This window comes from Pseudomonas sp. efr-133-TYG-23, assembly GCF_030209215.1.
Taxonomy (GTDB): domain Bacteria; phylum Pseudomonadota; class Gammaproteobacteria; order Pseudomonadales; family Pseudomonadaceae; genus Aquipseudomonas; species Aquipseudomonas rhodesiae.
This window is the reverse complement of sequence record NZ_JARVSL010000035.1, coordinates 1-24,099: the sequence shown is the minus strand read 5'-3', so window position 1 is coordinate 24,099 and position 24,099 is coordinate 1. Positions and strand designations below refer to the sequence as shown.

Genomic DNA, 24,099 nt, shown 5'->3' with positions numbered 1-24,099 from the left:
CGATACAGCGGGTGTGACAGTTTGTGCCATAAACGGTACAGCTTATGACCAGTGGGCCGACTCGGGATTGCATCCATCACAGGGCTGGAGGATGCTGGACGCTCTCACGCCGGGAGAATAATAAGAACATGCACAACGATCATTTCAGTCGCCATGCCCAGCAGGTCCTGACAGTGGCGCGTGGCCGCGACCCATCGAGCGATCCTTCCATCGCTCGTTCCTGGCTGCGGTGCCTGGAGGATTACCACCTCGACCCTGCGCAAACCATCGCTCCCACCGTGCTCGAACACGGCCGCCTGCTCGAAAGCCGTGAGCGTCTGCAGCAAGTACTGCAAATCGCCGGCAGCGAGATGAACAGCCTGCACCAACAACTCTCAGGTGCCGGCCACGCGGTGCTGCTGACCGATGCGCGCGGAGTGATCCTCAACTGTGTCACCGCGCCCTCCGAGCGTAGGGTTTTCGAGCGCGCCGGGTTGTGGCTCGGTGCCGATTGGAGTGAGGCCAGCGAAGGCACCAATGGCATCGGCACCTGCCTGGTTGAACGTCAACCCTTGACGATTCATCGGGATGAGCATTTTCGCGGCCGGCACACCGGGCTGACCTGTTCGGCCAGCCCAGTGTTCGACCCCCACGGCGAGCTGCTGGCAGTGTTGGATGTGTCATCGGCTCGCGAGGCGGTGTCGCGCCAGAGCCAGTTCCACACCATGGCGCTGGTGAACCTGTCGGCCAAGATGATCGAAAGCTGTTACTTCCTGCGTCACTTTGAGCAGCACTGGCTGTTGCGTTTTCATTTGCAGGCCGAGTCCGTGGGGTTATTCAGCGAAGGCTTGCTGGCCTTCGATGGCGAAGGACGCATATGCGCGGTCAACCAGAGCGCCTTGAACCTGCTGGGGCAAGTGCGCGACGGGTTGTTGGGGCGACCGGTGGAGGCCTTTTTCGAGTGTTCCCTGGATCAACTACTCTGTCGCGCCAGCGCTACGGCCACTGCCAGTTGGCCCCTGCGCACGCGGGAGGGGCGGCATTTGTTCGCCGCCTTGCGTGGCCAGCCGCGCCGCGTGTCGGCCGTGCTGGCGCCTGCGCCGAACCCAGCCCCGCAACCTGCGCGCCAGCCCGATATCTGCCTGGGCGACCCGTCGTTGCAGGAGGGGTTTCGCAAGGCGCTGCGGGTATTCGAGCGCGACGTGCCGTTGCTGATCAACGGCGAAACCGGCTCCGGCAAGGAAGCCTTCGCCAAAGCCGTCCACCACGCCAGCCAGCGCGTCGACAAGGCCTTTATCGCCCTCAATTGCGCGGCGATCCCGGAAAGCCTGATCGAAAGCGAACTGTTCGGTTATCGCGGTGGCAGCTTTACCGGTGCACGCAAAGAAGGCATGCCCGGCAAATTGCAGCAGGCCGACGGTGGCACGCTGTTTCTGGATGAAATCGGAGACATGCCGCTGGCCCTGCAAACCCGGCTATTGCGGGTGCTGGAAGACCGCCAAGTGGTGCCCATTGGTGGCGAGCCCCAGGCGGTGAACGTGCGCATCATCAGTGCCACTCACCGAAACCTGTCGGAGCGCGTACGGAACGGTAGCTTTCGCGAAGATTTGTATTACCGGCTCAACGGTCTGGAAGTCAGCCTGCCACCGTTGCGTGAACGCAGCGATAAGGCGCAGTTGCTGGAGTTTCTCCTGGCGCAGGAGGCGCATGGGCAGACAATAGTGTTGGATGCGGCGGCGCGCTCGGCACTGTTGGGTTTCAGCTGGCCGGGGAATGTGCGGCAACTGCGTACGGTGCTGCGCACGCTGGCGGCGCTGTGTGACAACGGACGTGTGGGCCTGGAAGATCTGCCTGTCGCGATCCGTCAGGCCCACCCGCAGGCCCTGACCGAGGCGGCGCAGCTGGAGTCACCGTTGGACGATGCCGAGCGCCTGGCGTTACTGGCCGTGCTGGAGCAACAACGCTGGCATATGACACTCACGGCGCAGCAGCTCGGTATCAGCCGCAATACCCTTTATAGAAAGCTGCGCAGACACGGGATCGCCCGCCAGGCTATCAGCTAAAGAGTGCGAATTTCCCCACCCTACGCTAACCTGCCTCGATGTTTTACGAGGTCGACTATGCACATTCATATTCTCGGTATTTGCGGCACGTTCATGGGCTCGATGGCGGTTCTGGCCAAAGAGCTGGGCCATCATGTCACCGGCTCCGATGCCAATGTTTACCCACCCATGAGCACGCAACTGGAAGCTCAGGGCATTGAGTTGACCCAAGGCTACGACCCGGCGCAATTCGAGCCGGTCCCGGACCTGGTCGTGATCGGCAACGCTATGTCCCGTGGCAATCCGGCGGTCGAGTACGTGCTCAATAAAGGCTTACCTTATGTGTCCGGCCCGCAGTGGCTGGCGGACCATGTGTTGCAAGGTCGCTGGGTATTGGCTGTTGCGGGCACCCACGGCAAGACCACCACCAGCAGCATGCTGGCCTGGGTGCTGGAGCATGCGGGCATGAGCCCGGGCTTCCTGATCGGCGGCGTGCCGCAGAACTTCTCGGTATCGGCGCGTCTGGGCGAGACCCCGTTTTTCGTGATCGAGGCGGATGAATACGACAGCGCTTTCTTCGACAAGCGTTCCAAGTTCGTGCACTACCGTCCGCGCACGGCGATTTTGAACAATTTGGAATTCGATCACGCGGATATCTTCCCCGATCTGGCGGCGATCGAACGGCAGTTCCACCATTTGGTGCGCACCATTCCGAGCGAGGGGCTGGTGATCCACCCGACCACCGAACCGGCCCTGCAGCGAGTGATCGATATGGGCTGCTGGACCCCTGTGCAAACCACCGGTGTCGGCGGGCAGTGGCAGGTCAAGTTGCTCAGTGACGACGGCTCGCGATTTGAGGTGCTGTTCGAAGGCGAGGCCCAAGGTGTTGTCGATTGGGGCATGACCGGTCAGCACAACGTGGCCAACGCATTGGTGACCCTGGCGGCGGCGCGGCATGTGGGCGTGGTTCCGGCCATGGGCATTGCGGCGTTGAGCGCATTTAAAAGCGTGAAGCGCCGGATGGAAAAAGTCGCCGACGTGAATGGGATTACCATCTACGACGACTTTGCCCACCACCCGACGGCCATTGCCACCACCCTCGACGGCCTGCGCAAACAGGTCGGTGATGCGCCGATCATCGCCATTGTCGAACCGCGCTCCAACTCCATGAAACTCGGCGCCCACCGCGACGGCTTGCCGGAAAGCGTCAATGATGCCGACCAGGCCGTGTGGTACGCCCCGGCCAACCTCGGCTGGGACCTGCCGGCCATTGCCGCGCAGTGCACAGTGCCTTCGCAAGTGTGCGACTCCATCGAAGGCATCATTGCGTTCGTCAAACAAAAAGCCACGCCGGGCACCCATGTGGTGGTCATGAGCAACGGTGGTTTCGGCGGCCTGCATGGCAAACTGGCCGAGGCTCTGAAATGAGCGGGCCGGAACGCGTCACCCTGGCGATGACTGGCGCATCCGGCGCCCCCTATGGCTTGCGCTTGCTCGATTGCCTGGTGCGCGAGGACCGGGAGGTGCACTTCTTGATTTCCAAAGCCGCGCAATTGGTGCTGGCCACCGAGACCGATGTGGCGCTGCCCGCCAAGGTGCAATCGATGCAAGCCTTTCTCACCGAGTACACCGGTGCGGCGGCGGGGCAGATCAAGGTCTACGGCAAGGAAGACTGGATGTCGCCGGTGGCCTCGGGCTCCGGTGCCCCGGCGGCGATGGTGGTGGTGCCGTGTTCTACCGGCACCTTGTCGGCGATTGCCACCGGCGCCTGCAACAATTTGATCGAGCGCGCGGCGGACGTGACCTTGAAGGAGCGGCGCCAACTGATTCTGGTGCCGCGCGAGGCGCCGTATTCGAGCATTCACCTGGAGCACATGCTCAAGCTATCGAATATGGGCGTGACGATTTTGCCGGCGTCGCCGGGCTTCTATCACCAGCCGCAAACCATCGATGATCTGGTGGATTTTGTAGTGGCGCGCATTCTCAACCTGTTGAATATCCCCCAGGACATGCTGCCGCGGTGGGGCGAGCACCATTTGAGCAGCGATGAATAAGGCGCTGCTGGTGCTGCTGGCGTTGCACCTGACCGGCTGCGCCACGGCGCGCACGTTGGACGCAGCCAAGCCGAACGCGCCGGTGGTGTATGCCGGCACGCGTTTGGATTTATATGCGATGAATGGCGGCTGCTGCGCCAAGGACCGGTTTGGGGCCGAGGCGCCGAGCTATCCCGGCATCGACCTGCCGGCCAGTGCGTTGCTCGACACCTTGCTGTTGCCACTGTCGGTGTTGACGGTGCTGGGGGTGGGGTTCAACGCCACGGGCGGGCTTTAACCTGGGTTTACAGCCCCTCCGCCATCGGGGGCAACCCCCCCCCTCCCTTATTTGGGGTTATTTACCGAGCTTGCGCAGTTCGTCCGACTCCACCACCCGCACCCCGTCTTGCTCTTCCAGCGCCAAGCGCCACATGGCGCGGGCCAGTTCGCACACTTCGATGCCGTGGTATTTACCCGGAATCAGACGCGACAGCGGACCGGCCAGTTGTTCGGCCAGGCGCGGTTTGAGGCGTTCGCCCAGCAGCAACGATGGGCGCACGATGGTCAGTTGTGGCCAGTCCTGAGCTTTGAGCGCTTCTTCCATTTCCCCTTTCACGCGGTTGTAGAAGATCGAAGACTTCGGATCGGCGCCAATCGCGCTGATCACGATCAGGTGCCGCGCGCCCATTTCCCGGGCTCGCTTGGCGAAAGCCACCACCATGTCCAGGTCCACCGCGCGGAACGCTTCTTCGGAGCCTGCTTGCTTGATGGTGGTGCCCAGGCAGCAGAAAGCAATGTCTACCTGGCCGCTGAGCCGGGGCAGGAACACCGCCGGGTCGCCCACTGGATTTTCCAGGCGCGGATGTTCGGCCAACGGTTTGCGGCTGGGCGCAAGTACACGGGTGACGGTGGGTTCGTTGAGCAGGCGGTCGAGCAGGTGTTCGCCCGTTAGGCCGGAGGCTCCGGCAAGCAAAATATGCTGAGGCGTCAGGTACATGGTGTTTCCCCCTTGTTACACGGTTCAGCTTAGTTGCCTTTGGCTTCCTTGCTATTCATTGAGACGCTTTCGAGCGCCTTTCGTGCCTGCTGTTTACGCAAGAGTTGCCAATGGGCGATCACGCCTTTGGGAGCCCAGATCTGCGGCTCGGACGCTTCGAAGTTGTCCGCCTGTTCGCGTTCGCTCACATGCCCTTGGGCCAGCTTGAAGGCCTGTTGCAAATCGTCGGTCTGGTTGAGCGCCTGGGCGAAGAGGGCGTCGCCGAAGTAGGTGAAGTCGGCTTCTTCGGAACAACCGAAGGACACCCGGTCGGCGCGCGACGCCGTCATGATCAGGGTGCGGTCGTCTTTCAGCGCGGGGATGAACCCGCCGGAGTAACAGGCGGAAATCACAATAATTTTGTCGCGGTTTTTCAGCGGCGCCATTACGGCCGCCAGTTCGTCGGCGGGCAGGTCGGCCAGCTCCATGCGCGGTTGGTCCAGGACCAGTTCGTGTTCATGGGTGCCGTGGCTGGTCAGGTAGATGAACACCAGGTCTTCCGGCCCAGTGCGATCTGCCAGGGTTTGTACGGAGCGGCGCAGGCTCTCGCGGGTGGCCAGCGGGCGGTCGGCAATGTGGTCGCGGTGATTGACCAGGCGAATCTGCCCGCGTGCGCCAAAGCGGATCGCCAGTAGATTGCTGACGTAATCGGCTTCGCGCAGGAACACGCTCTGTTTGCCGTCACCGGCCAACACCAGGGTGTACAGCTCGACGGCGGAGGTGGAGGCCGGTACGGCCGCGAGAGCGGCATCGAGCAGATGGCCTTGGGCCAGAACGCCGATTTCCAACGGGTCGGGTAATAACTTGCCCTCCGCGTCGCGTACGCGCATGCCGTTGACCCAGGTGCCGGCCTGTACGGTGCCGTCGGTGAGTACGAGGGTGCCACGGCCCTGGTAGTTATCGCTGTCGAAGCCACCGATATAGAAACTGCCGTCGGTGAGGTTCAGGCGGCCTTGTCCACTAAAGCGCCAGTCGGCGAACTCGCCGACATAGTGGCTGCCATCCGCGCCGATCAACTCGCCCTTACCGGTCAGCGCGCCTTCCTTGAACTGGCCGATCCATACGTCACCATCGGCGTTTTCGTAACGGCCCTTGCCGTTGAGCTGGTTCTGTTTGAATTGGCCGATGTAAATGTCGCCATCGGCGCTGTTGAAGGTGCCGTTGCCTTCCAGTTGGCCATCGACGAAATGGCCGCTGAACTGGTTGCCGCTGTCGTCGTTGCGCTGGCCTTCGCCATTGGGTTTGCCGTGGGCGAACTGGCCTTGATACTGGCTACCGTCGGCCAGTTCCAGGCGACCGAGGCCGGAATATTGGTCGTCCTTGAACTCGCCACGGTAGGTCATCTGCCCTTCTTTGAGGGTGCCTTCGCCATGGCGACGACCGTTCTTGAACCCGCCCACATACTGGCTGCCAGCGGTGTTCAGGCTGCCTTGGCCGTCGAACAGGCCCTGCTTGAACTGCCCTTTATAGACCTCGCCGTTACTGCCATGCCATTCACCCTGACCGTGCCACTGGCCCTTGTCGAACGTGCCGGCGTACCAACTGCCGTTGGGGTAATCCACGCGGCCCTGGCCTTGCAGCAAACCATTGACCACATCGCCCCGGTAACGGCCGCCATCGGGCAGGCGCGCATCCGGCGGCAACAGCGATTCGCCATCTCCGCAAGCGGTGAGCAACAGGACAAGGGCAAGGGGGGCGAGTGGGCGCATAGCGGGATCCGGATAATTGAGCGCCGAGTATGCCGCAGCTGCGAGTTTCATACATAAATTTACATACCCTGTGGTGAGTGTGCGTGCCTCACCACAGGCAAACCCTTATACGAAGCAGAGCGACAGGGACTCGGCAATGTAAGCAGGTTTTTCCTGGCCTTCGATCTCCAGGGTGGCGGTGGCCTTGAACAGCCATTGGCCGGGCTTTTTCTCGGTGACGTCCGTGAGCGTGACGTTCAGGCGTACCTTGGAATTGACTTTCACCGGCTGGATGAAGCGCACGCTGTCGAGGCCATAATTGATCGCCATTTTCAGGCCTTCTGGCACGATCAGGATGTCTTCCATCAACTTCGGCATCAGTGACAGCGACAGAAACCCGTGGGCGATGGTGCTGCCGAACGGCGTCTGCGCGGCCTTGACCGGGTCGACGTGGATGAACTGATGATCGCCGGTGGCCTCCGCGAACAGGTTGATACGGGCCTGGTCGATGGTGAGCCATTCGGAACGTCCCAGTTCCTTGCCGACATAATCGTTGAGCTGCGCTACGGGTACATAGGGCATTGCGTCTCTCCTTGGTTCATCGGTTTTATGCCCGGCACAGCCATGTGTTTATCCAGTGGCGGCGGGGCTTTTATGGGTGACAGAGATCCACTGTAGATCATCATGGCCCATCAGCTCGGTCAACCCACCATGCTTATGGCGAATGCCTGGGCATAGCGCCAGCGTGCTTATAATGCGGGCGGGTTCTAAAGGGGAGAGGACGGATGCTGTTACGTGGCCTGACGTGGCTGGTGCTGTTTCAACTGATCGGCACGGCGCTCAATCATTTGCTGTTGCCGGTTCTGCCGGGGCCCATCATCGGCCTGCTGCTGATGCTGGGCTTTCTGGTGTGGCGCGGCGAGGTGGGTGAGCCCCTGAGCCTGGCCGCCGGCAGCCTGTTGCGCTACCTGCCGTTGCTGCTGGTGCCACCCGCAGTCGGGGTGATGGTGTATGCCAAGGCTATCGCTGCGGATTTCTGGGCTATTGTCGGCGCCCTCGTGTTGTCGCTGGTAATTGCCATGGCCGTGATCGGCGTGATGATGGAGCGTTTGGCCAAGCGGCATGCCAGTGAGGAGGAGGGCCAATGATCTTCGACTGGCACGGAGCCTGGACGGCAGTGATTCATCATCCCTTGTTCGGGATCGGTATCACCCTGGGCGCCTATCAACTGGTGCTGGCGGGCTTCGAGAAAACCCGCTGGATCTTCCTGCAACCGGTGTTGGTGTCGATGCTGCTGGTGATCGGTGTGTTGCTCAGCTGTGGCCTGAGCTACGCCGAGTACCGCAAGAGCACCGAGATCATGGGCATCCTCTTGGGCCCGGCGACGGTGGCCCTGGCGGTGCCGCTGTACCTGAATCTGCGGCGGATTCGCCAATTGTTCTGGCCGATTTTTACTACGCTGGTGATAGGTGGGGTCTTCGCCACCGGTCTGTGCGTGCTGCTGGGATGGTGGTTTGGCGCCGAACACATGGTGCTGATGACCATGGCGCCCAAGTCGGTGACGTCGCCGATCGCCATGCTGGTGGCCGAGCAGATCGGCGGCGTGGCGGCGCTGGCGGCGGTATTTGTGTTGATCACCGGCGTGGTCGGCGCGATGGTCGGCCCGGCGTTGTTGTCGCGTCTGGGCGTTCACAGCGCCGAGGCGCGTGGCATGGCCCTGGGCATGACCGCCCATGCCGTCGGTACTTCAGTGGCCTTGCAGGAAAGCGAAGAGTGTGGCGCCTTCGCGGCGCTTGCCATGAGTTTGATGGGCGTGGCTACGGCGGTGTTCCTGCCGCTGGCCGTGTCGGTCATTGTTTAAACCGGGTTTAAGGAACGCTTTATGAGTCTGGCGCTGTTTCCACTCAATACCGTGCTGTTTCCTGGCTGCACGCTCGACTTGCAGATCTTTGAGGCGCGCTACCTCGATATGATCGGGCGCTGTATGAAGAAGGGCGAAGGTTTCGGGGTGGTGTGCATCCTTGGAGAAGCCAGTGCCGACGATATGACGGACGCTTACGCGGTGGTCGGTTGTGAAGCGCTGATCCGCGACTTCAAACAGCAGGACAACGGCCTGCTGGGCATTCGGGTTGAGGGCGGGCGACGTTTTCATGTGTCTGACGTCACGGTGCAGAAAGACCAGTTGCTGGTGGGCGAGGTGCGCTGGCTGGATGAGCAACCGGACAGCGCCCTGGAAGAAGAGGACGAAGACCTGCTGGCCTTGCTTCAGGTCCTGGCCGAACACCCGATGGTCGCCTCATTGGACATGGACACCAACGCTCAGGGCCAACAAGCGTTGGCCAATCAGCTGGCGTATTTGCTGCCGTTCACCGATGACGACAAGATCAAGCTGCTGGAAATGGACAGTCCGCAACAGCGCCTGGATATGATCCAGTTCCTGCTCGACGAACTTCAGGGCGAGCTGTTCACTTAATAGGCGTAGCGCAACAGGGCATGGGATGTGCCGGCCAGCGCGATAAAACTCAGCACCGCCACCAGCGCCGGTAGTAGCAGCCACCAAGTTTTCCGTGGCATGGCGGGCAAGGGGCTTCGATATTCGCTAAGCCCCAGGCTGAACGCGCACACCGTCATTGCCAGCAACGTGCCGGCGAGGATGTCCGTGGGCCAATGGGCGCCGAGGTAGACCCGCGACAGTGCGATGAACGCCGCCGGAATACAGCCCAGCAGCATCCAGGTCAGGCGCAGCCGTGTGGGCTGACCGCGACCGGCCAAGACCGCCAACGCCAGGAAAAACGCAAACGCGCCGGACGCATGGCCGCTGGGCATGCTGAAACTGGTCAATGGGTCTGTGAGGATTTCCGGGCGGCCGCGGGCGAAAAACAGTTTGGTCCCGGTATTGATAAGCGCAGACCCCGCCAGCGTGGCACCGACAAACAGCGCGTGGCGCCATTGCCGCGCCAATACCAGCAAGCCGGTAAACACCGCACTTGCGAAAAACATTTTTTTGAATTCGCCCAGTTGAGTGATCCGCACCATTACTTCATCCAGCCAAGGGCTGCGATGCTCCTGCACCAGCGCACTCAGGCCATGGTCAAAATTGTCCAGCGAGTGATAGCCGATAAACAGCGCGATCAATAACGTCAGGCTGGCGCCGCCTATCCATAACGTGGCGCGACGATGCCCCCGCAGGCTGCTATTCAGGCTTAGCCCGATCACGACCGCAAGGCACCCTGCGACCACCGCCGCTTCCGGCCAGAACCCTTGCGGCAACGGCAGGCGGAACGCGGCGCCGGTCGCCCAGCCCGGCAGCAAATAGGCCACCGACCAACCCGCCGCCGCCAGAATGCTCACCCCGGCGAAACGCGGGAACGGCATGTCGCACATGCCGGCCACCATCGGCAGCATGGGGCGTAGCGGGCCGATAAAACGGCCGACCAGCAGGCTGGCGATCCCGTATTTGTGAAAGTAGGTCTCGGCGCCGTTCATCCATTCGGGGTGATGACGTAAGCCGGGCAAACGCCGTATGTTCTGATGGAAATGTCGTCCCAGAAAGTAGGAAACCCCGTCGCCGAGCAAGCCGCCGAGGAAACCCAGCAGCAGCGTCTCGCTCAAGGACAGCGCGCCGCTACCGGCCAAGGCGGCGATAGCGAACAGCAGCACCGTGCCCGGTACGATCAAGCCGGCAATCGCCAGGCACTCCACGCACGCGACGATGAACACCGCCACGGCCAGCCATTGAGGGTTGATGCTCAGCCAGCCAGTAATGCTATCGAGCCATTGGCCCATACAATCCACTCCATCGGTGTTCTTGGGAATTCACAGCAAAAAATAGTCGCGGCCTTCGACCTGGCCTCGGCGCAACGGGTTCCGCGTGCAATAAGGCGCGTAGCCAGCATCGACGAAGCGGTACATCAGGTGTTCGTCACGCCCGCTGGGGATGCCCAGGCGGGTGGTCTGGATGATCTGCGTCGGGGTCTGGCCGACGTCTTCGACGTAAAGCAGTTCTTGGTCAAACCGTTTGGCGTCCCACATCGGCACCTTCAGCCCCAGCGCCTTGCACAACAGCGTCTGGCCCGCGCACAGCTTGTGCGAAGGGCGGGGCAGACCTTTGGCGTCCGGGTTGTTCAGCAGCATCTGCGCCAGGCTGGCTGGGCTGGCGATTTCGTCGACCCATGGATAGGCGGATTTGATCAGCACCGCATTGCCTGGGCCATGGGCGCTGAAATTCAGAGAATCGCCGCCACGGGCGTAATACATGTAGATGTGCCCCCCATCCAGAAACAAAGCCTTACGCTTTTCTGTGTAACCGAGGGACGCGTGGCTGCCCTTTTCGGCCGCGTAATAAGCTTCGGTTTCGATAATTCGCGCCGAAAGCCAGGTTTCGCCGACTCGGTGGCGAATGACTTTTCCGAGCAATTCACGCGCGAGCACTTGCGCATCGCGGTCGAAGAAGCTGTCGGGCAGGGCGCTGGCGGGGGTTGGAAGAGCGGAACTGGGCATGGCGTCGGCAGTTATTACGGCTAAATGTGACCGGATGATAACAACTCCCACCTTAATTACGGCTGAAGCTCAGGTTTTTACAGTTCATTTCGACCATCCGCCCCTCACCGCTGTCAGTCGGGCGGCGTCACGGCTATAATCTGCCGCTTTCCTCTTTGCCAAGACTCCCCGACCATGACTGAGTCCGTTCTTGACTACATGACCCGCCTGGGTCGCGCTGCCCGCCAGGCGTCGCGGTTGATCGCCCGTGCGAGCACTGCGCAGAAAAATCGCGCCCTGCTGGCGGCCGCCGACGCTCTGGATGCCTCGCGCTCCGAGCTGACCGCCGCCAACGAACAGGATCTGGCCAACGGCCGCGCCAATGGCCTGGAGCCGGCCCTGCTGGACCGCCTGGCACTGACCCCGGCGCGTATCGACGACATGATCGAAGGCCTGCGTCAGGTAGCCAAGCTGCCTGACCCCATCGGTGAAATCCGCGATATGCGTTACCTGCCGTCCGGCATCCAGGTGGGCAAGATGCGCGTGCCCCTGGGCGTGATCGGCATCATCTACGAGTCGCGTCCGAACGTGACCATCGACGCCGCAAGCCTGTGCCTCAAATCCGGCAACGCCACCATCCTGCGCGGCGGTTCCGAGGCTATCCATTCCAACCGTGCCATCGCCGCGTGCATCCAGCAGGGCCTGGCCGTGGCCGAGTTGCCGGCCGAAGTGGTGCAAGTGGTGGAAACCACCGACCGCGCCGCCGTTGGTGCGTTGATCACCATGCCGGAATTCGTCGACGTCATCGTGCCGCGCGGCGGCAAAAGCCTGATCGAACGCGTGAGCCGCGATGCCAAGGTGCCAGTGATCAAGCACCTGGACGGCGTGTGCCATGTGTACATCGACATTGCGGCCGATATCGACAAGGCGATCCGCATCGCCGACAACGCCAAGACCCATCGCTACGCGCCGTGCAACACCATGGAAACCCTGTTGGTGCACGCCGGCATCGCCGAGCGCGTATTGCCGCCGTTGGCCGCGATCTACCGCGACAAGGGCGTGGAACTGCGCGGTTGCGAGCGTACCCGCGCGTTGCTGGGCACGGACGTGATCGAAGCCACCGAGCAGGACTGGTACACCGAATACACTGCGCCGATCCTGTCGATCCGCATCGTCGACGACCTGGATCAGGCCATCGAGCACATCAACACTTACGGTTCCAAGCACACCGACGCGATCGTGTCCGAGCATTTCAGCGATGCCCGGCGCTTCCTCACCGAAGTGGACTCCGCTTCGGTGATGGTCAATGCCTCGACGCGCTTTGCCGACGGTTTCGAGTACGGCTTGGGCGCGGAGATCGGGATTTCTACCGACAAGCTCCACGCACGCGGCCCGGTGGGCCTGGAAGGCCTGACCAGCGAGAAGTACGTGGTGTTCGGCGACGGGCACGTGCGCACTTGATGGCTAAGCGCATTGGGCTGCTCGGCGGTACCTTCGACCCTGTGCACATCGGCCATCTGCGCAGCGCTCTGGAAGTGGCGGACGCGCTGGCGCTGGATGAACTGCGCCTGATCCCCAATTTCCGGCCGCCCCATCGCGACACGCCGCAAGTGTCGCCCCAGCAGCGTCTGGAAATGGTGCGTCTGGCGGTGGAAGGCATTGCACCGTTGGTGGTGGACGACCGCGAGCTCAAGCGCGATAAACCGTCCTACACTGTCGACACCCTGGAACTGATGCGCGCCGAACTGGCCGCGGACGACCAGTTGTTTCTGCTTTTGGGCTGGGACGCATTTTGCGGCCTGCCCTCTTGGCATCGCTGGGAGGATCTCCTCCAGCATTGCCACATCCTGGTTTTGCAACGCCCGGATGCCGACAGCGAACCGCCGGATGCCTTGCGCAACCTGCTGGCCGCGCGGTCGGTAAGTGACCCCTTGGCCCTGACCGGGCCGAACGGGAATATTGCATTCGTCTGGCAGACCCCGCTTGCGGTGTCCGCCACCCAGATCCGTCAACTGCTGGCCAGCGGTAAGTCGGTACGGTTCCTGGTGCCTGACGCGGTCCTGGCCTACATCGATGCGCACGGGCTTTACCGTGCGTCGAACTGAAAAGGCGTGCTTGAAGGTACGAACAGTCGTACAGCGAGCGCCCGAACATACGAGCAAAACGAGTTTTATATGACCAACAAAGACGTAAGCAAAGTTAAGCGCAAAGGCACGTTCAAAAGCGCCCCTCTGCCGGTAGAAGCCCACACCGGTCCGGAACTGGTCGGCGAAGAGCTGGTGAAAGTCGCCGTGGCGGCCCTGGAGGACGTGAAGGCCCAGGACATCCAGGTGCTGGACGTGCGCGACAAGCAGAGCATCACCGACTACATGATCATCGCCACCGGTACCTCCAACCGCCAGATCGGCGCGATGCTGGACAAAGTGCGCGAAGCCGTCAAAGCCCAGGGCGTCAAGCCGTTGGGTGAAGAAGGCAAGGGCGACAGCGATTGGGTGCTGCTGGACATGGACGACGTGATCGTCCACATGATGACCTCCAACGCTCGCCAGTTCTACGACCTGGAGCGTCTGTGGAAAGGCGCCGAGCAGAGCCGTGCCGCCGATGGCAAGCACCACAGCCCGGAAGTGGGCCACGCTCACTTCGACAAGCTCAACAAAGACCAGGAATAAGGAACGGCTGTGCGCCTGCGTCTGATTGCTGTCGGTTCACGCATGCCCAAGTGGGTGGAAGAAGGCTGGCACGAGTATGCCAAGCGTCTGCCCGCCGAGTTGTCGCTGGAACTGGTGGAAATACCGCTCAACACCCGGGGCAAGAATGCCGACGTGGCGCGCTTTATCCGTCAGGAAGGCGAAGCCATGTTGGCCAAGGTCGGCCCCAATGAGCGTATCGTCACCCTCGAAGTGCACGGCAAACCCTGGAGCACCGAGCAGTTGGCGGTGGAGCTGGATCGCTGGCGCCTGGACTCGCGCACGGTCAACTTCATGGTCGGTGGTCCCGAAGGGCTGGCGCCGGAAGTCTGCGCGCGGGCGGACCAGCGCTGGTCGCTGTCGGCACTGACGTTGCCGCACCCGTTGGTAAGGATTCTGATCGGTGAACAGCTGTATCGCGCCTGGACAGTTCTGTCCGGGCACCCTTACCACAAATAGTCTGCGCCCCTCCCGATGACTCAGCCGATCCGCATCAAGGACCATGAGAAAGACGCACGTCTGGTACGTGCGCGCGTGGTGTTTGGCGCGATCATGGTGGTGGCGCTGATCGGAGTGTTGATTGCGCGCCTGTATTTCCTGCAGGTGATCCAGTACGACTATCACTCCACGCTGTCGGAAAACAACCGGGTGCATGTGCAGCCGATTCCGCCGACCCGCGGGCTGATTTTCGACCGCAATGGCGTTGTCGTGGCGGATAACCGGCCCAGCTTCAGCCTGAGCATGACCCGCGAACGTTCCGGCGATTGGCAGCAAGTGCTCGACGTGATCGTCGAAGTCCTGCAACTGACGCCGGAAGACAGGGTGATCTTCGAGAAACGCATGAGGCAGGGGCGCCGGCCATTCGAGCCGGTGCCGATTCTGTTCGAGCTGACCGAAGAGCAGATCGCGCGGATCGCGGTGAACCAGTTCCGCCTGCCGGGGGTGGAAGTGGTGGCGCAGTTGGTGCGGCACTACCCGCAAGGGCCGCACTTTGCTCACTCCGTCGGCTATATGGGGCGCATCAACGAGAAAGAGCTGAAAACCCTCGATCCGGTGAATTACAGCGGCACCCATCATATCGGCAAAACCGGCATCGAGCGTTTCTACGAGCCCGAACTGCACGGCCAGGTGGGTTACGAAGAAGTTGAAACCAACGCCCGCGGCCGTGTGCTGCGCGTGCTCAAGCGTACCGACCCGGTGCCGGGCAAGGACATCGTACTGAGCCTGGACATCAAGCTGCAGGAAGCGGCCGAGATGGCGCTGGGCGGCCGACGCGGCGCGGTGGTGGCGCTGGACCCGAAGACGGGCGAAGTGCTGGCCATGGTCAGTCAACCCAGCTTCGACCCGAACCTGTTCGTGACCGGTATCAGCTTCAAGGCGTACGCCGAGCTGCGTGATTCCATCGACCGGCCGTTGTTCAACCGTGTGCTGCGTGGCTTGTACCCACCGGGTTCGACCATCAAACCGGCGGTGGCGATTGCCGGCCTGGACGCTGGCGTGGTGACCGCTTCCAGCCGGGTGTACGACCCCGGTTACTACATGCTGCCCAATTACGATCACAAGTACCGTAACTGGAACCGTACCGGTGACGGTTATGTCGACCTGGACACCGCAATCATGCGCTCCAACGACACTTACTTTTATGACCTTGCCCACAAGCTGGGCATTGATCGTCTGTCGGCCTACATGGGCAAGTTCGGGCTCGGTCAGAAAGTTTCCCTGGACATGTTCGAAGAATCGCCAGGCTTGATGCCATCGCGGGAATGGAAGCGCGCGACCCGCCGCCAGGCGTGGTTCCCGGGGGAAACCCTGATCCTGGGGATCGGCCAGGGCTATATGCAGGCCACGCCGCTGCAACTGGCTCAGGCCACGGCGCTGGTGGCCAACAAGGGCGTGTGGAACCGTCCGCACCTGGCCAAGACCATCGAAGGCGAGAAGCCGGTGGATGACAACCCGATCCCGGACATTGTGCTGCGCGACCCGTCGGACTGGACCAAGGTCAACCACGGCATGCAGCAGGTGATGCACGGTGCGCGCGGCACAGCGCGCAAGGCGGCGATCGGTGCGCAATATCGCATCGCCGGCAAGAGTGGTACCGCCCAGGTGGTGGCGATCAAGCAAGGCGAGAAATACGACCGTTCCAAGGTTCAGGAACGTCACCGCGACCACGCCTTGTTTGTCGGTTTTGCGCCGGCCGACGACCCGAAAATCGTGGTGGCGGTGATGGTTGAGAACGGCGAGTCCGGCTCCGGCGTCGCCGCGCCCGTGGTGCGCCAGGTGATGGACGCCTGGCTTCTGGCCGAGGACGGCAGGCTCAAGCCTGAATATGGCGGCCCCCCTTCAAGCCCCGAGGTTACGGCCAGTGAAGAGTAATTTTGACCGCATCCTCTCCAGCGAGGATGTGATGCGTCGCCGTGCGACGTTGCTGCAACGCATGCACATCGACGGCCCGTTGCTGATCCTGTTGCTGACCCTCGCGGCCGGCAGTCTGTTTGTGTTGTATTCGGCCAGTGGCAAGAACTGGGACCTGCTGATCAAACAAGCGTCGTCGTTCGGCCTGGGCCTGTTGTCGATGGTGGTGATCGCTCAGTTGGAGCCGCGCTTCATGGCGCGCTGGGTGCCGCTGGGCTATGTGGCGGGGGTGTTGCTGTTGGTGGTGGTGGACGTGATGGGCCACAACGCCATGGGCGCGACGCGGTGGATCAATATCCCAGGGGTGATTCGCTTCCAGCCGTCGGAATTCATGAAGATCCTGATGCCGGCGACCATCGCCTGGTACCTGTCAAAGCGCACCCTGCCGCCGCAGCTCAAACACGTAGGCATCAGCCTGATCCTGATCGGCGTACCGTTTATCCTGATTGTGCGCCAGCCCGACCTAGGCACCTCACTGCTGATCCTGGCCGGCGGCGCGTTCGTGCTGTTTATGGGCGGGTTGCGCTGGCGCTGGATCCTCAGCGTGCTGGCCGCTGCGGTGCCGGTGGCGGTGGCGATGTGGTTCTTCTTTATGCACGACTATCAAAAGCAACGGATCCTGACGTTCCTCGATCCGGAAAGCGATCCCTTGGGCACCGGCTGGAACATCATCCAGTCCAAGGCGGCAATCGGTTCGGGTGGGGTCTTCGGCAAAGGCTGGTTGCTGGGCACCCAGTCGCACTTGGACTTTCTGCCCGAGAGCCACACCGATTTCATCATCGCGGTGCTGGGCGAAGAGTTCGGCCTGGTGGGGATCTGCGCGTTGCTGCTGATCTACCTGTTGTTGATCGGGCGTGGCCTGGTGATTACCGCGCAAGCGCAGACGCTGTTCGGCAAATTGCTTGCCGGCGCGCTGACCATGACGTTTTTTGTTTACGTTTTCGTCAACATCGGTATGGTCAGTGGCCTGTTACCGGTGGTTGGGGTGCCGTTGCCATTCATTAGCTACGGCGGAACTTCGCTGGTGACATTGCTGTCAGCGTTTGGGGTTTTGATGTCGATTCATACGCATCGCAAGTGGATCGCACAGGTTTGAATAAGGTGAAGATGTCAATGCAAGTAATGCGCGGCTGGGCGACTCGGCATGCGTCCTGGATGGGCCTGATCGGGCTGCTGGGGGCAACGCAGGAGACCCTGGCCGGTGACTACGATGGTTCACCTCAGGTCGCCGAGTTTGTCGGTGAAATGACCCGCGACTACGGTTTCGCCGGTGAGCAGTTGATGGGCGTGTTCCGCGAGGCGCAGCGCAAGCAGGCGATCCTCGACGCCATTTCCCGCCCCGCTGAACGTGTGAAACAGTGGAAAGAATATCGCCCGATGTTCCTCACCGACGCCCGCGTGGCCCGCGGTGTGGACTTCTGGCGCGAGCACGAGGCCGCCCTGGCCCGCGCCGAACAGGAATACGGTGTGCCGGCCCAAGTGATTGTGTCGATCATCGGCATCGAAACCTTCTACGGGCGCAACACCGGCAGCTACCGGGTGATCGACGCGTTGTCGACCCTGGGCTTCGATTACCCGCCCCGTGCCGACTTCTTCCGCAAGGAACTGCGCGAATTCCTGCTGCTGGCCCGCGAAGAGCAGGTCGATCCATTGACCCTCAAGGGCTCCTACGCCGGAGCGATGGGCTTGCCGCAATTCATGCCGAGCAGCTTTCGCGCCTACGCGGTGGATTTCGACAACGACGGCCACATCAATATCTGGAGCAATCCCGACGATGCCATCGGCAGCGTGGCCAGCTACTTCAAGCGCCACGGCTGGGTTGCCGGCGAGCCGGTGGTGGTCCGCGCGGATGTCACCGGGGAGCGCGCCGACGACGGCCTGACCCAGGGGATCGAGCCGGCCAAGACCGTCGGGGAGTTGCGGGCGCTGGGTTGGTCGAGTCAGAATGCGCCACACGATGACACGCCGGTAACGGCATTCCGCCTGGAAGGCGAAAATGGCCCTGAATACTGGATGGGCCTGAAGAATTTCTACGCAATCACGCGTTATAACCGCAGTGTGATGTACGCCATGGCCGTGCATCAGCTGTCAGACATGCTGGTCCAAGCACGGGGCAACAAGTAATGCGGGCATCGCCGTTCAATAAACCGCTCAAGCTGGTGGCGTTCACCGCGTTGTCCTTGCTGGTTGTCAGTTGTTCCACCAGCCGCGCGCCGACGCAGAAGTCCGGCGGCGCGGTGGTTCGATCCCAACCGGGCCTGGACATCAACCGCGCGCACAAAGACGGCGCGCCGTGGTGGGATGTGGATGTCTCGAAAATCCCGGATGCCACGCCCACCCTGCACACCGGTCCCTACAAGGCCAACCCGTACACCGTGCTGGGCAAGACCTACTTTCCGCTGCAAGAATCCAAGACCTACGTGCAGTCCGGCACGGCCTCCTGGTACGGCACCAAGTTCCATGGCCAGAACACCGCCAATGGCGAGGTCTATGACCTGTACGGCATGAGCGCGGCCCACAAGACCTTGCCGTTGCCCAGCTACGTACGCGTGACCAACCTGGACAACCACCGCACGGTGATCCTGCGGGTCAATGACCGTGGGCCGTTCTACTCGGACCGTATCATCGACTTGTCCTACGCTGCCGCCAAAAAGCTCGGCTACGCCGAAACCGGCACCGCGCGGGTCAAGGTCGAAGGCATCGATCCGGCGCAGTATTGGGCTCAGCGTGGCAAGCCAGCGCCGTTGATGCTCAACGAGCCGCAGACCCCGCAACCACAGATCACCGCATCGGCCGGCAAGGTCGAACAGTGGACGCCGCCACCGCAACAGCACGCCCCGGACACCGTGGCCGTGCCCCAGGCCGCGCCGGGTGCTTCCCTGGCGGGCGGGCAGTACCTGCAGGTCGGCGCTTTCGCCAACCCGGATGCGGCGGAACTGTTAAGGTCCAAACTCAGCAGCATGGTCAATGCGCCGGTCTTCATCAGTTCCATCGTGCGCAACCAGCAAACCCTGCACCGCGTGCGGATGGGCCCGATCGGCTCGCCGAGCGAGGTGGCGCAAGTGCAGAACAGTGTGCGTCTGGCCAACCTGGGGCAACCCAGTGTGGTCACCGCCGAGTAAGCAGTAACGGATTGATGGTTCAGGCACGTACGCGGGCTTGAACTCTGGTTGTTGGCTCGTTTGAACAATAAAAACCCGGGAGCAAGGGGTGAGCGGGCAACCGAACACGCGACAGTCTGGTAGCGGGCTGTCTGAATAAGTTTTGCCCGCGAGGGCAAGTTTCCATAAGCAATTTCGAGAGACGGATGAACATCACCACCTTAGCCAAACGCACGTGCCTGCTTATCTCGCTGATCATCACCCCGGCCGCCTGGGCGGTTGAAATGGTGCCGGCTTCACCGCAACTGGCCGCCAAGGCCTGGGTGCTCATGGATGCCGCCAGCGGCAACGTGCTGGTCGAGAACAACGGTGACCAGCGCCTGCCGCCGGCCAGCCTGACCAAGCTGATGACCGCCTATATCGCGACCCTGGAAATCCGTCGCGGCCAGATCGGTGAAAACGACCCGGTGACCGTCAGCGAAAACGCCTGGCGTACCGGCGGTTCGCGGATGTTCATCAAGGTGGGCTCCCAAGTCACCGTCAGCGACCTGCTGCACGGCATCATCATCCAGTCCGGTAACGACGCCAGCGTCGCCCTGGCCGAGCACATCGCCGGCAGCGAAGACGCGTTCGCCGACATGATGAACAAAACCGTGGCCGATCTGGGCATGACCAACAGCCACTTTATGAACCCGACCGGTCTGCCGAACCCAGAGCACTACTCGTCGGCCCATGACATGGCGATCCTGGCGCGCGCGATCATCCGCGTCGACCCGGTGCACTACGCGATCTACTCCCAGAAGGAGTTCTTCTGGAACAACATCAAACAGCCTAACCGCAACCTGCTGCTGTGGCGCGACAAGACCGTCGACGGCCTGAAAACCGGCCACACCGAAGAGGCCGGCTACTGCATGGTGTCCTCGGCGGTACGTGATGGCCAACGCCTGATCGCCGTGGTGTTCGGTACCAACAGCGAACAGGCCCGTGCGGCCGAGACGCAAAAGCTGCTGACCTACGGTTTCCGCTTCTTCGAAACCCAGACCTTCTACCAGAAGGGTGCTGAACTGGCGACCGCCCCGGTGTGGAAAGGCGCGGCTTCCCAAGTCAAGGCCGGCCTGGCCGAAGACCTGACCCTGACCATGCCTAAAGGCCAGCTGAAAAAGCTCGCTGCCAGCATGACCATGAATCCGCAATTGGTCGCGCCAATCGCCAAGGGCGATGTGATCGGTAAAGTCGAAGTGAAACTGGACGACAAGGTGGTGCACAGCGCCGACCTGATCGCGCTGGACGCCGTCGACGAAGGTGGTATCTTCCGCCGCGTGTGGGATAGCATCCGTCTATTCTTCTACGGCTTGTTCAACTGATTGTGTGCACCTGCAAAGCCCCGCGTTGAACCGACGCGGGGCTTTGCCGTCGCCACGGCTTACCGCTTACGAGGCCGTTCTGCCATGACCGATAAAGAAGTGAAGGCGCCTAAGATCGAGTTCCCGGTGACGGATTATCCCGTCAAGGTGATCAGCGATACCGGTGTTGGCAACAAAGACAAGATCCTCGACATCGTGCGTAAACACGCCACGATCAACGACAACCGTGTGGACGAGCGCTCCAGTACCAACGGTAAATACACCACGATCCAGTTGCACATCGTGGCGACGGATCAGGACCAGCTCTACAACATCAACAGTGAACTGCGGGCCACCGGCTTCGTACACATGGTGTTGTGATGTCGCAGGTCCTGGGCTTTCGTGAACTTGGCCAGATGGCCTACGAGCCCGTCTGGCATGCGATGCAGCGCTTCACCAACGAGCGCGGCACCTCGGCGCCGGATGAGGTCTGGCTGGTGGAGCATCCACCGGTGTTCACCCAGGGCCAGGCCGGCAAGGCCGAACATCTGCTGCTGCCGGGGGAGATTCCGGTGGTGCAGGTCGACCGGGGTGGCCAAGTGACTTACCATGGCCCCGGTCAGCTTGTGGCTTACCTGCTGTTGGATGTGCGCAAGCTGGGGTTTGGTGTGCGTGATCTGGTCAGCCGTATCGAGGCGTGCCTGATCGAGCTATTGGCCAGTTACGGCGTCACCGCCGCGGCCAAGCCCGATGCTCCGGGGGTGTATGTGGATGGCGCGAAAATCGCTTCCCTGGGGCTGCGGATTCGCCACGGTTGTTCCTTTCATGGCCTGGCCCTGAACGTGGACATGGACCTGGCGCCCTTCCGGCGCATCAACCCGTGCGGTTATGCCGGGTTAGCGATGACACAGCTGAGCGAGCATGTGACACCGATTAAATTTGCCGAGGTAAGTGCCCGGCTGCGCGCGCAGCTCGTCAAACACCTCGACTATGCTGAGCAGACGACCCTCACGGGCGGAATCGACTGACTATGACTACTGATGCAGTGCAAACCATGATCCCGACGCTGGACGTAACCGAGCGTCCGGCCCCGGCCCCGCGTGCCAAGGTGGAAGCCGGCGTCAAGCTGCGCGGCGCCGAGAAGGTTGCACGCATCCCGGTAAAGATCATTCCTACCACCGAACTGCCGAAAAAGCCTGACTGGATCCGCGTGCGCATCCCTGTCTCGCCGGAAGTCGACCGGATCAAAGCCCTGCTGCGCAAACACAAGCTGCACAGTGTGTGCGAAGAGGCCTCCTGCCCGAACCTGGGTGAGTGTTTCTCCGGCGGCACCGCCACGTTCATGATCATGGGTGACATCTGCACCCGCCGTTGCCCGTTCTGCGACGTTGGCCACGGCCGGCCGAAGCCACTGGACGTCAACGAGCCGGAAAGCCTGGCCATCGCCATCGCCGACCTCAAACTCAAGTACGTGGTGATCACTTCGGTGGACCGCGACGATTTGCGTGACGGCGGTGCCCAGCACTTTGCCGACTGCATTCGCGAAATTCGCAAACTGTCGCCGAACGTTGTGCTCGAAACCCTGGTGCCGGACTACCGTGGCCGTATGGACGTGGCGTTGGAAATCACTGCCGCCGAGCCGCCGGATGTGTTCAACCACAACCTGGAAACCGTGCCACGCCTGTACAAGGCCGCGCGTCCCGGTTCGGACTACCAGTGGTCGCTGACCCTGCTGCAGAAGTTCAAGCAGATGATGCCGCACATCCCCACCAAATCCGGCCTGATGCTGGGCCTGGGCGAGACCGATGAGGAAGTGATCGAAGTCATGAAGCGCATGCGCGAACACGACATCGACATGCTGACCTTGGGCCAGTACCTGCAACCATCGCGTAACCACTTGCCGGTGCAGCGTTTCGTGCACCCGGACACCTTCGCCTGGTTCGCCGAGGAAGGCTACAAGATGGGCTTCAAAAACGTGGCATCGGGCCCGCTGGTGCGTTCTTCGTACCACGCCGACGAGCAGGCCAAGCTGGTCAAGGCAAGCCTGATCTCCTGATCGGAGTTTAAATCCGGAATGGGAGGGGCTTATGTGGGAGGGGGCTTGCCCCCGATAGCGATAGGTCAGTCACTCATGTGCTGGCTGATCCACCGCTATCGGGGCAAGCCCTCTCCCACATTTCGTTGTGCGTTAACCAGGGAGACTTGTGTATGACAACCGCCGTTCCAGCCCTTCGTTCTGAAGGCACCATCGCCCTGATCGCTCCCGCCGGCCCCGCAGCGCTGGACGTTGAAAAGGCCAGCCGATGGATGCGCACCCGCGGCTACGACCTGCGGATTTTTCCTGGGGTGTATGAGCGCGACGGCTACCTCGCCGGCAGCGATGAGGTGCGCTTGCATGACCTGCACGCCGCCTTCGCCGACCCTGAAATCGATGCGATCTTCTGCCTGCGGGGCGGTTACGGCACGCCACGGCTGTTGGACTGTTTGGACTTCGACCTGCTGCGCGCCAACCCCAAACCCTTCGTCGGCTACAGCGACATCACCGCCTTGCACCTGGCCATCAGCCGCTACGCGGGCTTCGTGACGTTCCACGGGCCGATGCTCAATGCCGACCTGTTGGGCGACAAGCAGCAACCTACCGAGTCCTCACTGTTCAGCCTGCTGCGTGGTCAACTGGGCGCGGGCAACCTCATCACGCACCCGGCGGCCTACCCGCTGACCACCATTGAGCCTGGCATCGCCTGTGGGCGTTTGCTGGGAGGCAACCTGTCGATGATTGCGGCGGTGATGGGCACGCCTTACGAAATCGACGCGCAGGGCATCATCTTGTTTATCGAAGACGTCAACGAGCCGATCTACCGCATCGATCGTCTGCTCACGCATTTGCGCCTGGCGGGCAAGTTGGCTCAGGTAGCTGGGGTGTTGGTCGGGGACGTGGCGGGAGTGGATAACGTCGCGCTGCAGCGCCTGCTCAAACAGACATTTGAACCGTTGTGCATTCCGGTGCTGGCCGGCTGGCGCAGTGGGCATTGCGATCCGAACCTGACCCTGCCGATGGGCGCGTGGGTGCGGCTGGATGCGGGGGAGCAGCGGGTGATGTTGGAGCAGGATGTGGTCTTTACACTCTGAATCTGGGGTCTCTTGCTAAACCGCCATCGGGGGCCCCCTCCCACATTGATCAGTGATCGACATGACAACTCGGTCAGCTGTGGGAGGGGGCAAGCCCCTCTCACATTGATCAGTGATCGACATGACAACTTGGTCAGCTGTGGGAGGGGGCAAGCTCCCTCTCACATTGA

At 61.8% G+C, this 24,099-nt stretch carries 25 protein-coding genes; 20 read left to right on the top strand and 5 right to left on the bottom strand.

All coding sequences use genetic code 11. From position 1 onward, the window contains the following. The first annotated feature begins 128 nt into the window (after positions 1 to 128). Genes QRN41_RS22035 through QRN41_RS22020 form a run of 4 tightly spaced genes read left to right on the top strand, consistent with a single transcriptional unit; the run spans position 129 to position 4,352 of the window. The gene (locus QRN41_RS22035; RefSeq protein WP_167418183.1) at positions 129 to 2,042 is read left to right on the top strand and encodes a sigma-54-dependent Fis family transcriptional regulator; all 1,914 of its coding nucleotides are present in this window, start codon (positions 129 to 131) and stop codon (positions 2,040 to 2,042) included. A 57-nt stretch (positions 2,043 to 2,099) separates the two neighbouring features. Next, the gene (mpl, locus tag QRN41_RS22030; RefSeq protein WP_094065975.1) at positions 2,100 to 3,449 is read left to right on the top strand and encodes a UDP-N-acetylmuramate:L-alanyl-gamma-D-glutamyl-meso-diaminopimelate ligase; all 1,350 of its coding nucleotides are present in this window, start codon (positions 2,100 to 2,102) and stop codon (positions 3,447 to 3,449) included. Further along, positions 3,446 to 4,075: a flavin prenyltransferase UbiX gene (gene ubiX / locus QRN41_RS22025; protein ID WP_034100928.1), complete on the top strand. Its 630-nt coding sequence runs from the start codon at positions 3,446 to 3,448 to the stop codon at positions 4,073 to 4,075. Before mpl ends, ubiX begins: the two co-directional genes overlap by 4 nt. Next, a complete protein-coding gene (locus QRN41_RS22020) occupies positions 4,068 to 4,352 on the top strand; it encodes a YceK/YidQ family lipoprotein (RefSeq protein WP_034139431.1) in 285 nt (94 codons plus the stop codon). The genes ubiX and QRN41_RS22020 overlap by 8 nt, the downstream gene beginning before the upstream one ends. A gap of 57 nt (positions 4,353 to 4,409) precedes the next feature. On the opposite strand, the gene QRN41_RS22015 is transcribed toward QRN41_RS22020, so the two are convergent. The 3 genes from QRN41_RS22015 to QRN41_RS22005 form a co-directional block, all read right to left on the bottom strand. Continuing rightward, positions 4,410 to 5,051 carry an oxidoreductase gene (locus QRN41_RS22015; protein WP_034100926.1) on the bottom strand — a complete coding sequence of 214 codons (642 nt, stop codon included), beginning with the start codon at positions 5,049 to 5,051 and terminating at the stop codon, positions 4,410 to 4,412. Between the two features lie 29 nt (positions 5,052 to 5,080). After that, positions 5,081 to 6,799 carry a C13 family peptidase gene (locus tag QRN41_RS22010; RefSeq protein ID WP_167418184.1) on the bottom strand — a complete coding sequence of 573 codons (1,719 nt, stop codon included), beginning with the start codon at positions 6,797 to 6,799 and terminating at the stop codon, positions 5,081 to 5,083. Positions 6,800 to 6,904: 105 nt separating this feature from the next. After that, the gene (locus QRN41_RS22005; protein WP_034100924.1) at positions 6,905 to 7,360 is read right to left on the bottom strand and encodes a MaoC family dehydratase; all 456 of its coding nucleotides are present in this window, start codon (positions 7,358 to 7,360) and stop codon (positions 6,905 to 6,907) included. Between the two features lie 203 nt (positions 7,361 to 7,563). Here QRN41_RS22005 and QRN41_RS22000 point away from each other — a divergent pair, with 203 nt between their 5' ends. The 3 genes from QRN41_RS22000 to QRN41_RS21990 are packed head-to-tail and all read left to right on the top strand — an operon-like array spanning position 7,564 to position 9,251. Continuing rightward, entirely contained in the window at positions 7,564 to 7,926 is a 363-nt protein-coding gene (locus QRN41_RS22000; protein WP_034139427.1) for a CidA/LrgA family protein, read from the top strand. Beyond that, complete coding sequence (locus tag QRN41_RS21995; protein WP_034100922.1) at positions 7,923 to 8,639, top strand: LrgB family protein; 717 nt, start codon at positions 7,923 to 7,925, stop codon at positions 8,637 to 8,639. Before QRN41_RS22000 ends, QRN41_RS21995 begins: the two co-directional genes overlap by 4 nt. A 21-nt stretch (positions 8,640 to 8,660) precedes the next feature. Beyond that, complete coding sequence (locus tag QRN41_RS21990; protein ID WP_034139426.1) at positions 8,661 to 9,251, top strand: LON peptidase substrate-binding domain-containing protein; 591 nt, start codon at positions 8,661 to 8,663, stop codon at positions 9,249 to 9,251. Here QRN41_RS21990 and QRN41_RS21985 read toward each other — a convergent pair. After that, positions 9,248 to 10,564, bottom strand: coding sequence for a bifunctional DedA family/phosphatase PAP2 family protein (locus QRN41_RS21985; RefSeq protein ID WP_167418185.1), 1,317 nt, complete (start codon positions 10,562 to 10,564; stop codon positions 9,248 to 9,250). The two genes, QRN41_RS21990 and QRN41_RS21985, sit on opposite strands and share 4 nt — an antisense overlap. 30 nt (positions 10,565 to 10,594) lie before the next feature. After that, positions 10,595 to 11,278: a DNA-3-methyladenine glycosylase gene (locus QRN41_RS21980; RefSeq protein WP_167418186.1), complete on the bottom strand. Its 684-nt coding sequence runs from the start codon at positions 11,276 to 11,278 to the stop codon at positions 10,595 to 10,597. Between the two features lie 174 nt (positions 11,279 to 11,452). Here QRN41_RS21980 and QRN41_RS21975 point away from each other — a divergent pair, with 174 nt between their 5' ends. The 13 genes from QRN41_RS21975 (at position 11,453) to QRN41_RS21915 (ending at position 23,929) form a co-directional block, all read left to right on the top strand. Beyond that, complete coding sequence (locus QRN41_RS21975; RefSeq protein ID WP_167418187.1) at positions 11,453 to 12,718, top strand: glutamate-5-semialdehyde dehydrogenase; 1,266 nt, start codon at positions 11,453 to 11,455, stop codon at positions 12,716 to 12,718. Beyond that, positions 12,718 to 13,362: a nicotinate-nucleotide adenylyltransferase gene (gene nadD / locus QRN41_RS21970; protein ID WP_034115210.1), complete on the top strand. Its 645-nt coding sequence runs from the start codon at positions 12,718 to 12,720 to the stop codon at positions 13,360 to 13,362. Before QRN41_RS21975 ends, nadD begins: the two co-directional genes overlap by 1 nt. Positions 13,363 to 13,431: 69 nt before the next feature. Continuing rightward, positions 13,432 to 13,926 (top strand): ribosome silencing factor, encoded by a 495-nt coding sequence (gene rsfS / locus QRN41_RS21965; RefSeq protein WP_034100916.1) that lies wholly within the window; start codon positions 13,432 to 13,434, stop codon positions 13,924 to 13,926. 9 nt (positions 13,927 to 13,935) lie between these two features. Beyond that, complete coding sequence (gene rlmH / locus QRN41_RS21960) at positions 13,936 to 14,403, top strand: 23S rRNA (pseudouridine(1915)-N(3))-methyltransferase RlmH (protein ID WP_003176297.1); 468 nt, start codon at positions 13,936 to 13,938, stop codon at positions 14,401 to 14,403. Positions 14,404 to 14,418: 15 nt separating this feature from the next. Next, positions 14,419 to 16,317, top strand: a complete 1,899-nt coding sequence (gene mrdA, locus QRN41_RS21955) for a penicillin-binding protein 2 (protein ID WP_034100915.1) — start codon at positions 14,419 to 14,421, stop codon at positions 16,315 to 16,317. Positions 16,318 to 16,348: 31 nt separating this feature from the next. Continuing rightward, positions 16,349 to 17,452 carry a rod shape-determining protein RodA gene (gene rodA, locus QRN41_RS21950; RefSeq protein ID WP_015886065.1) on the top strand — a complete coding sequence of 368 codons (1,104 nt, stop codon included), beginning with the start codon at positions 16,349 to 16,351 and terminating at the stop codon, positions 17,450 to 17,452. A 17-nt stretch (positions 17,453 to 17,469) separates the two neighbouring features. Beyond that, complete coding sequence (gene mltB, locus QRN41_RS21945; protein WP_094065980.1) at positions 17,470 to 18,480, top strand: lytic murein transglycosylase B; 1,011 nt, start codon at positions 17,470 to 17,472, stop codon at positions 18,478 to 18,480. Further along, positions 18,480 to 19,478: a septal ring lytic transglycosylase RlpA family protein gene (locus QRN41_RS21940; protein ID WP_034139421.1), complete on the top strand. Its 999-nt coding sequence runs from the start codon at positions 18,480 to 18,482 to the stop codon at positions 19,476 to 19,478. Before mltB ends, QRN41_RS21940 begins: the two co-directional genes overlap by 1 nt. A gap of 185 nt (positions 19,479 to 19,663) precedes the next feature. Then, positions 19,664 to 20,821, top strand: a complete 1,158-nt coding sequence (locus QRN41_RS21935; RefSeq protein ID WP_034100911.1) for a D-alanyl-D-alanine carboxypeptidase family protein — start codon at positions 19,664 to 19,666, stop codon at positions 20,819 to 20,821. An 84-nt stretch (positions 20,822 to 20,905) separates the two neighbouring features. After that, positions 20,906 to 21,181 carry a DUF493 domain-containing protein gene (locus tag QRN41_RS21930; protein ID WP_034100910.1) on the top strand — a complete coding sequence of 92 codons (276 nt, stop codon included), beginning with the start codon at positions 20,906 to 20,908 and terminating at the stop codon, positions 21,179 to 21,181. Continuing rightward, a complete protein-coding gene (gene lipB, locus QRN41_RS21925) occupies positions 21,181 to 21,828 on the top strand; it encodes a lipoyl(octanoyl) transferase LipB (protein WP_034100909.1) in 648 nt (215 codons plus the stop codon). Before QRN41_RS21930 ends, lipB begins: the two co-directional genes overlap by 1 nt. Positions 21,829 to 21,854: 26 nt before the next feature. Continuing rightward, positions 21,855 to 22,856 (top strand): lipoyl synthase, encoded by a 1,002-nt coding sequence (gene lipA, locus QRN41_RS21920; protein ID WP_162276709.1) that lies wholly within the window; start codon positions 21,855 to 21,857, stop codon positions 22,854 to 22,856. Between the two features lie 152 nt (positions 22,857 to 23,008). Further along, positions 23,009 to 23,929, top strand: a complete 921-nt coding sequence (locus tag QRN41_RS21915) for a S66 peptidase family protein (RefSeq protein WP_285422135.1) — start codon at positions 23,009 to 23,011, stop codon at positions 23,927 to 23,929. The last annotated feature ends 170 nt before the right edge of the window (positions 23,930 to 24,099 follow it).

Bases quoted from the DNA above. Each gene is read 5' to 3' on its own strand.
- QRN41_RS21915 (WP_285422135.1), top strand. From the start codon at position 23,009: ATGACAACCGCCGTTCCAGCCCTTCGTTCTGAAGGCACCATCGCCCTG.
- ubiX (WP_034100928.1), top strand. From the start codon at position 3,446: ATGAGCGGGCCGGAACGCGTCACCCTGGCGATGACTGGCGCATCCGGC.
- QRN41_RS21990 (WP_034139426.1), top strand. From the start codon at position 8,661: ATGAGTCTGGCGCTGTTTCCACTCAATACCGTGCTGTTTCCTGGCTGC.
- QRN41_RS22035 (WP_167418183.1), top strand. From the start codon at position 129: ATGCACAACGATCATTTCAGTCGCCATGCCCAGCAGGTCCTGACAGTG.
- QRN41_RS22000 (WP_034139427.1), top strand. From the start codon at position 7,564: ATGCTGTTACGTGGCCTGACGTGGCTGGTGCTGTTTCAACTGATCGGC.
- mltB (WP_094065980.1), top strand. From the start codon at position 17,470: ATGCAAGTAATGCGCGGCTGGGCGACTCGGCATGCGTCCTGGATGGGC.
- QRN41_RS22005 (WP_034100924.1), bottom strand. From the start codon at position 7,360: ATGCCCTATGTACCCGTAGCGCAGCTCAACGATTATGTCGGCAAGGAA.
- lipB (WP_034100909.1), top strand. From the start codon at position 21,181: ATGTCGCAGGTCCTGGGCTTTCGTGAACTTGGCCAGATGGCCTACGAG.
- QRN41_RS22010 (WP_167418184.1), bottom strand. From the start codon at position 6,799: ATGCGCCCACTCGCCCCCCTTGCCCTTGTCCTGTTGCTCACCGCTTGC.
- mpl (WP_094065975.1), top strand. From the start codon at position 2,100: ATGCACATTCATATTCTCGGTATTTGCGGCACGTTCATGGGCTCGATG.
- mrdA (WP_034100915.1), top strand. From the start codon at position 14,419: ATGACTCAGCCGATCCGCATCAAGGACCATGAGAAAGACGCACGTCTG.
- QRN41_RS21930 (WP_034100910.1), top strand. From the start codon at position 20,906: ATGACCGATAAAGAAGTGAAGGCGCCTAAGATCGAGTTCCCGGTGACG.
- QRN41_RS22020 (WP_034139431.1), top strand. From the start codon at position 4,068: ATGAATAAGGCGCTGCTGGTGCTGCTGGCGTTGCACCTGACCGGCTGC.
- QRN41_RS21995 (WP_034100922.1), top strand. From the start codon at position 7,923: ATGATCTTCGACTGGCACGGAGCCTGGACGGCAGTGATTCATCATCCC.
- QRN41_RS21975 (WP_167418187.1), top strand. From the start codon at position 11,453: ATGACTGAGTCCGTTCTTGACTACATGACCCGCCTGGGTCGCGCTGCC.
- QRN41_RS21935 (WP_034100911.1), top strand. From the start codon at position 19,664: ATGAACATCACCACCTTAGCCAAACGCACGTGCCTGCTTATCTCGCTG.
- QRN41_RS21940 (WP_034139421.1), top strand. From the start codon at position 18,480: ATGCGGGCATCGCCGTTCAATAAACCGCTCAAGCTGGTGGCGTTCACC.
- QRN41_RS21980 (WP_167418186.1), bottom strand. From the start codon at position 11,278: ATGCCCAGTTCCGCTCTTCCAACCCCCGCCAGCGCCCTGCCCGACAGC.
- lipA (WP_162276709.1), top strand. From the start codon at position 21,855: ATGATCCCGACGCTGGACGTAACCGAGCGTCCGGCCCCGGCCCCGCGT.
- QRN41_RS22015 (WP_034100926.1), bottom strand. From the start codon at position 5,051: ATGTACCTGACGCCTCAGCATATTTTGCTTGCCGGAGCCTCCGGCCTA.
- rsfS (WP_034100916.1), top strand. From the start codon at position 13,432: ATGACCAACAAAGACGTAAGCAAAGTTAAGCGCAAAGGCACGTTCAAA.
- nadD (WP_034115210.1), top strand. From the start codon at position 12,718: ATGGCTAAGCGCATTGGGCTGCTCGGCGGTACCTTCGACCCTGTGCAC.
- rodA (WP_015886065.1), top strand. From the start codon at position 16,349: ATGCGTCGCCGTGCGACGTTGCTGCAACGCATGCACATCGACGGCCCG.
- QRN41_RS21985 (WP_167418185.1), bottom strand. From the start codon at position 10,564: ATGGGCCAATGGCTCGATAGCATTACTGGCTGGCTGAGCATCAACCCT.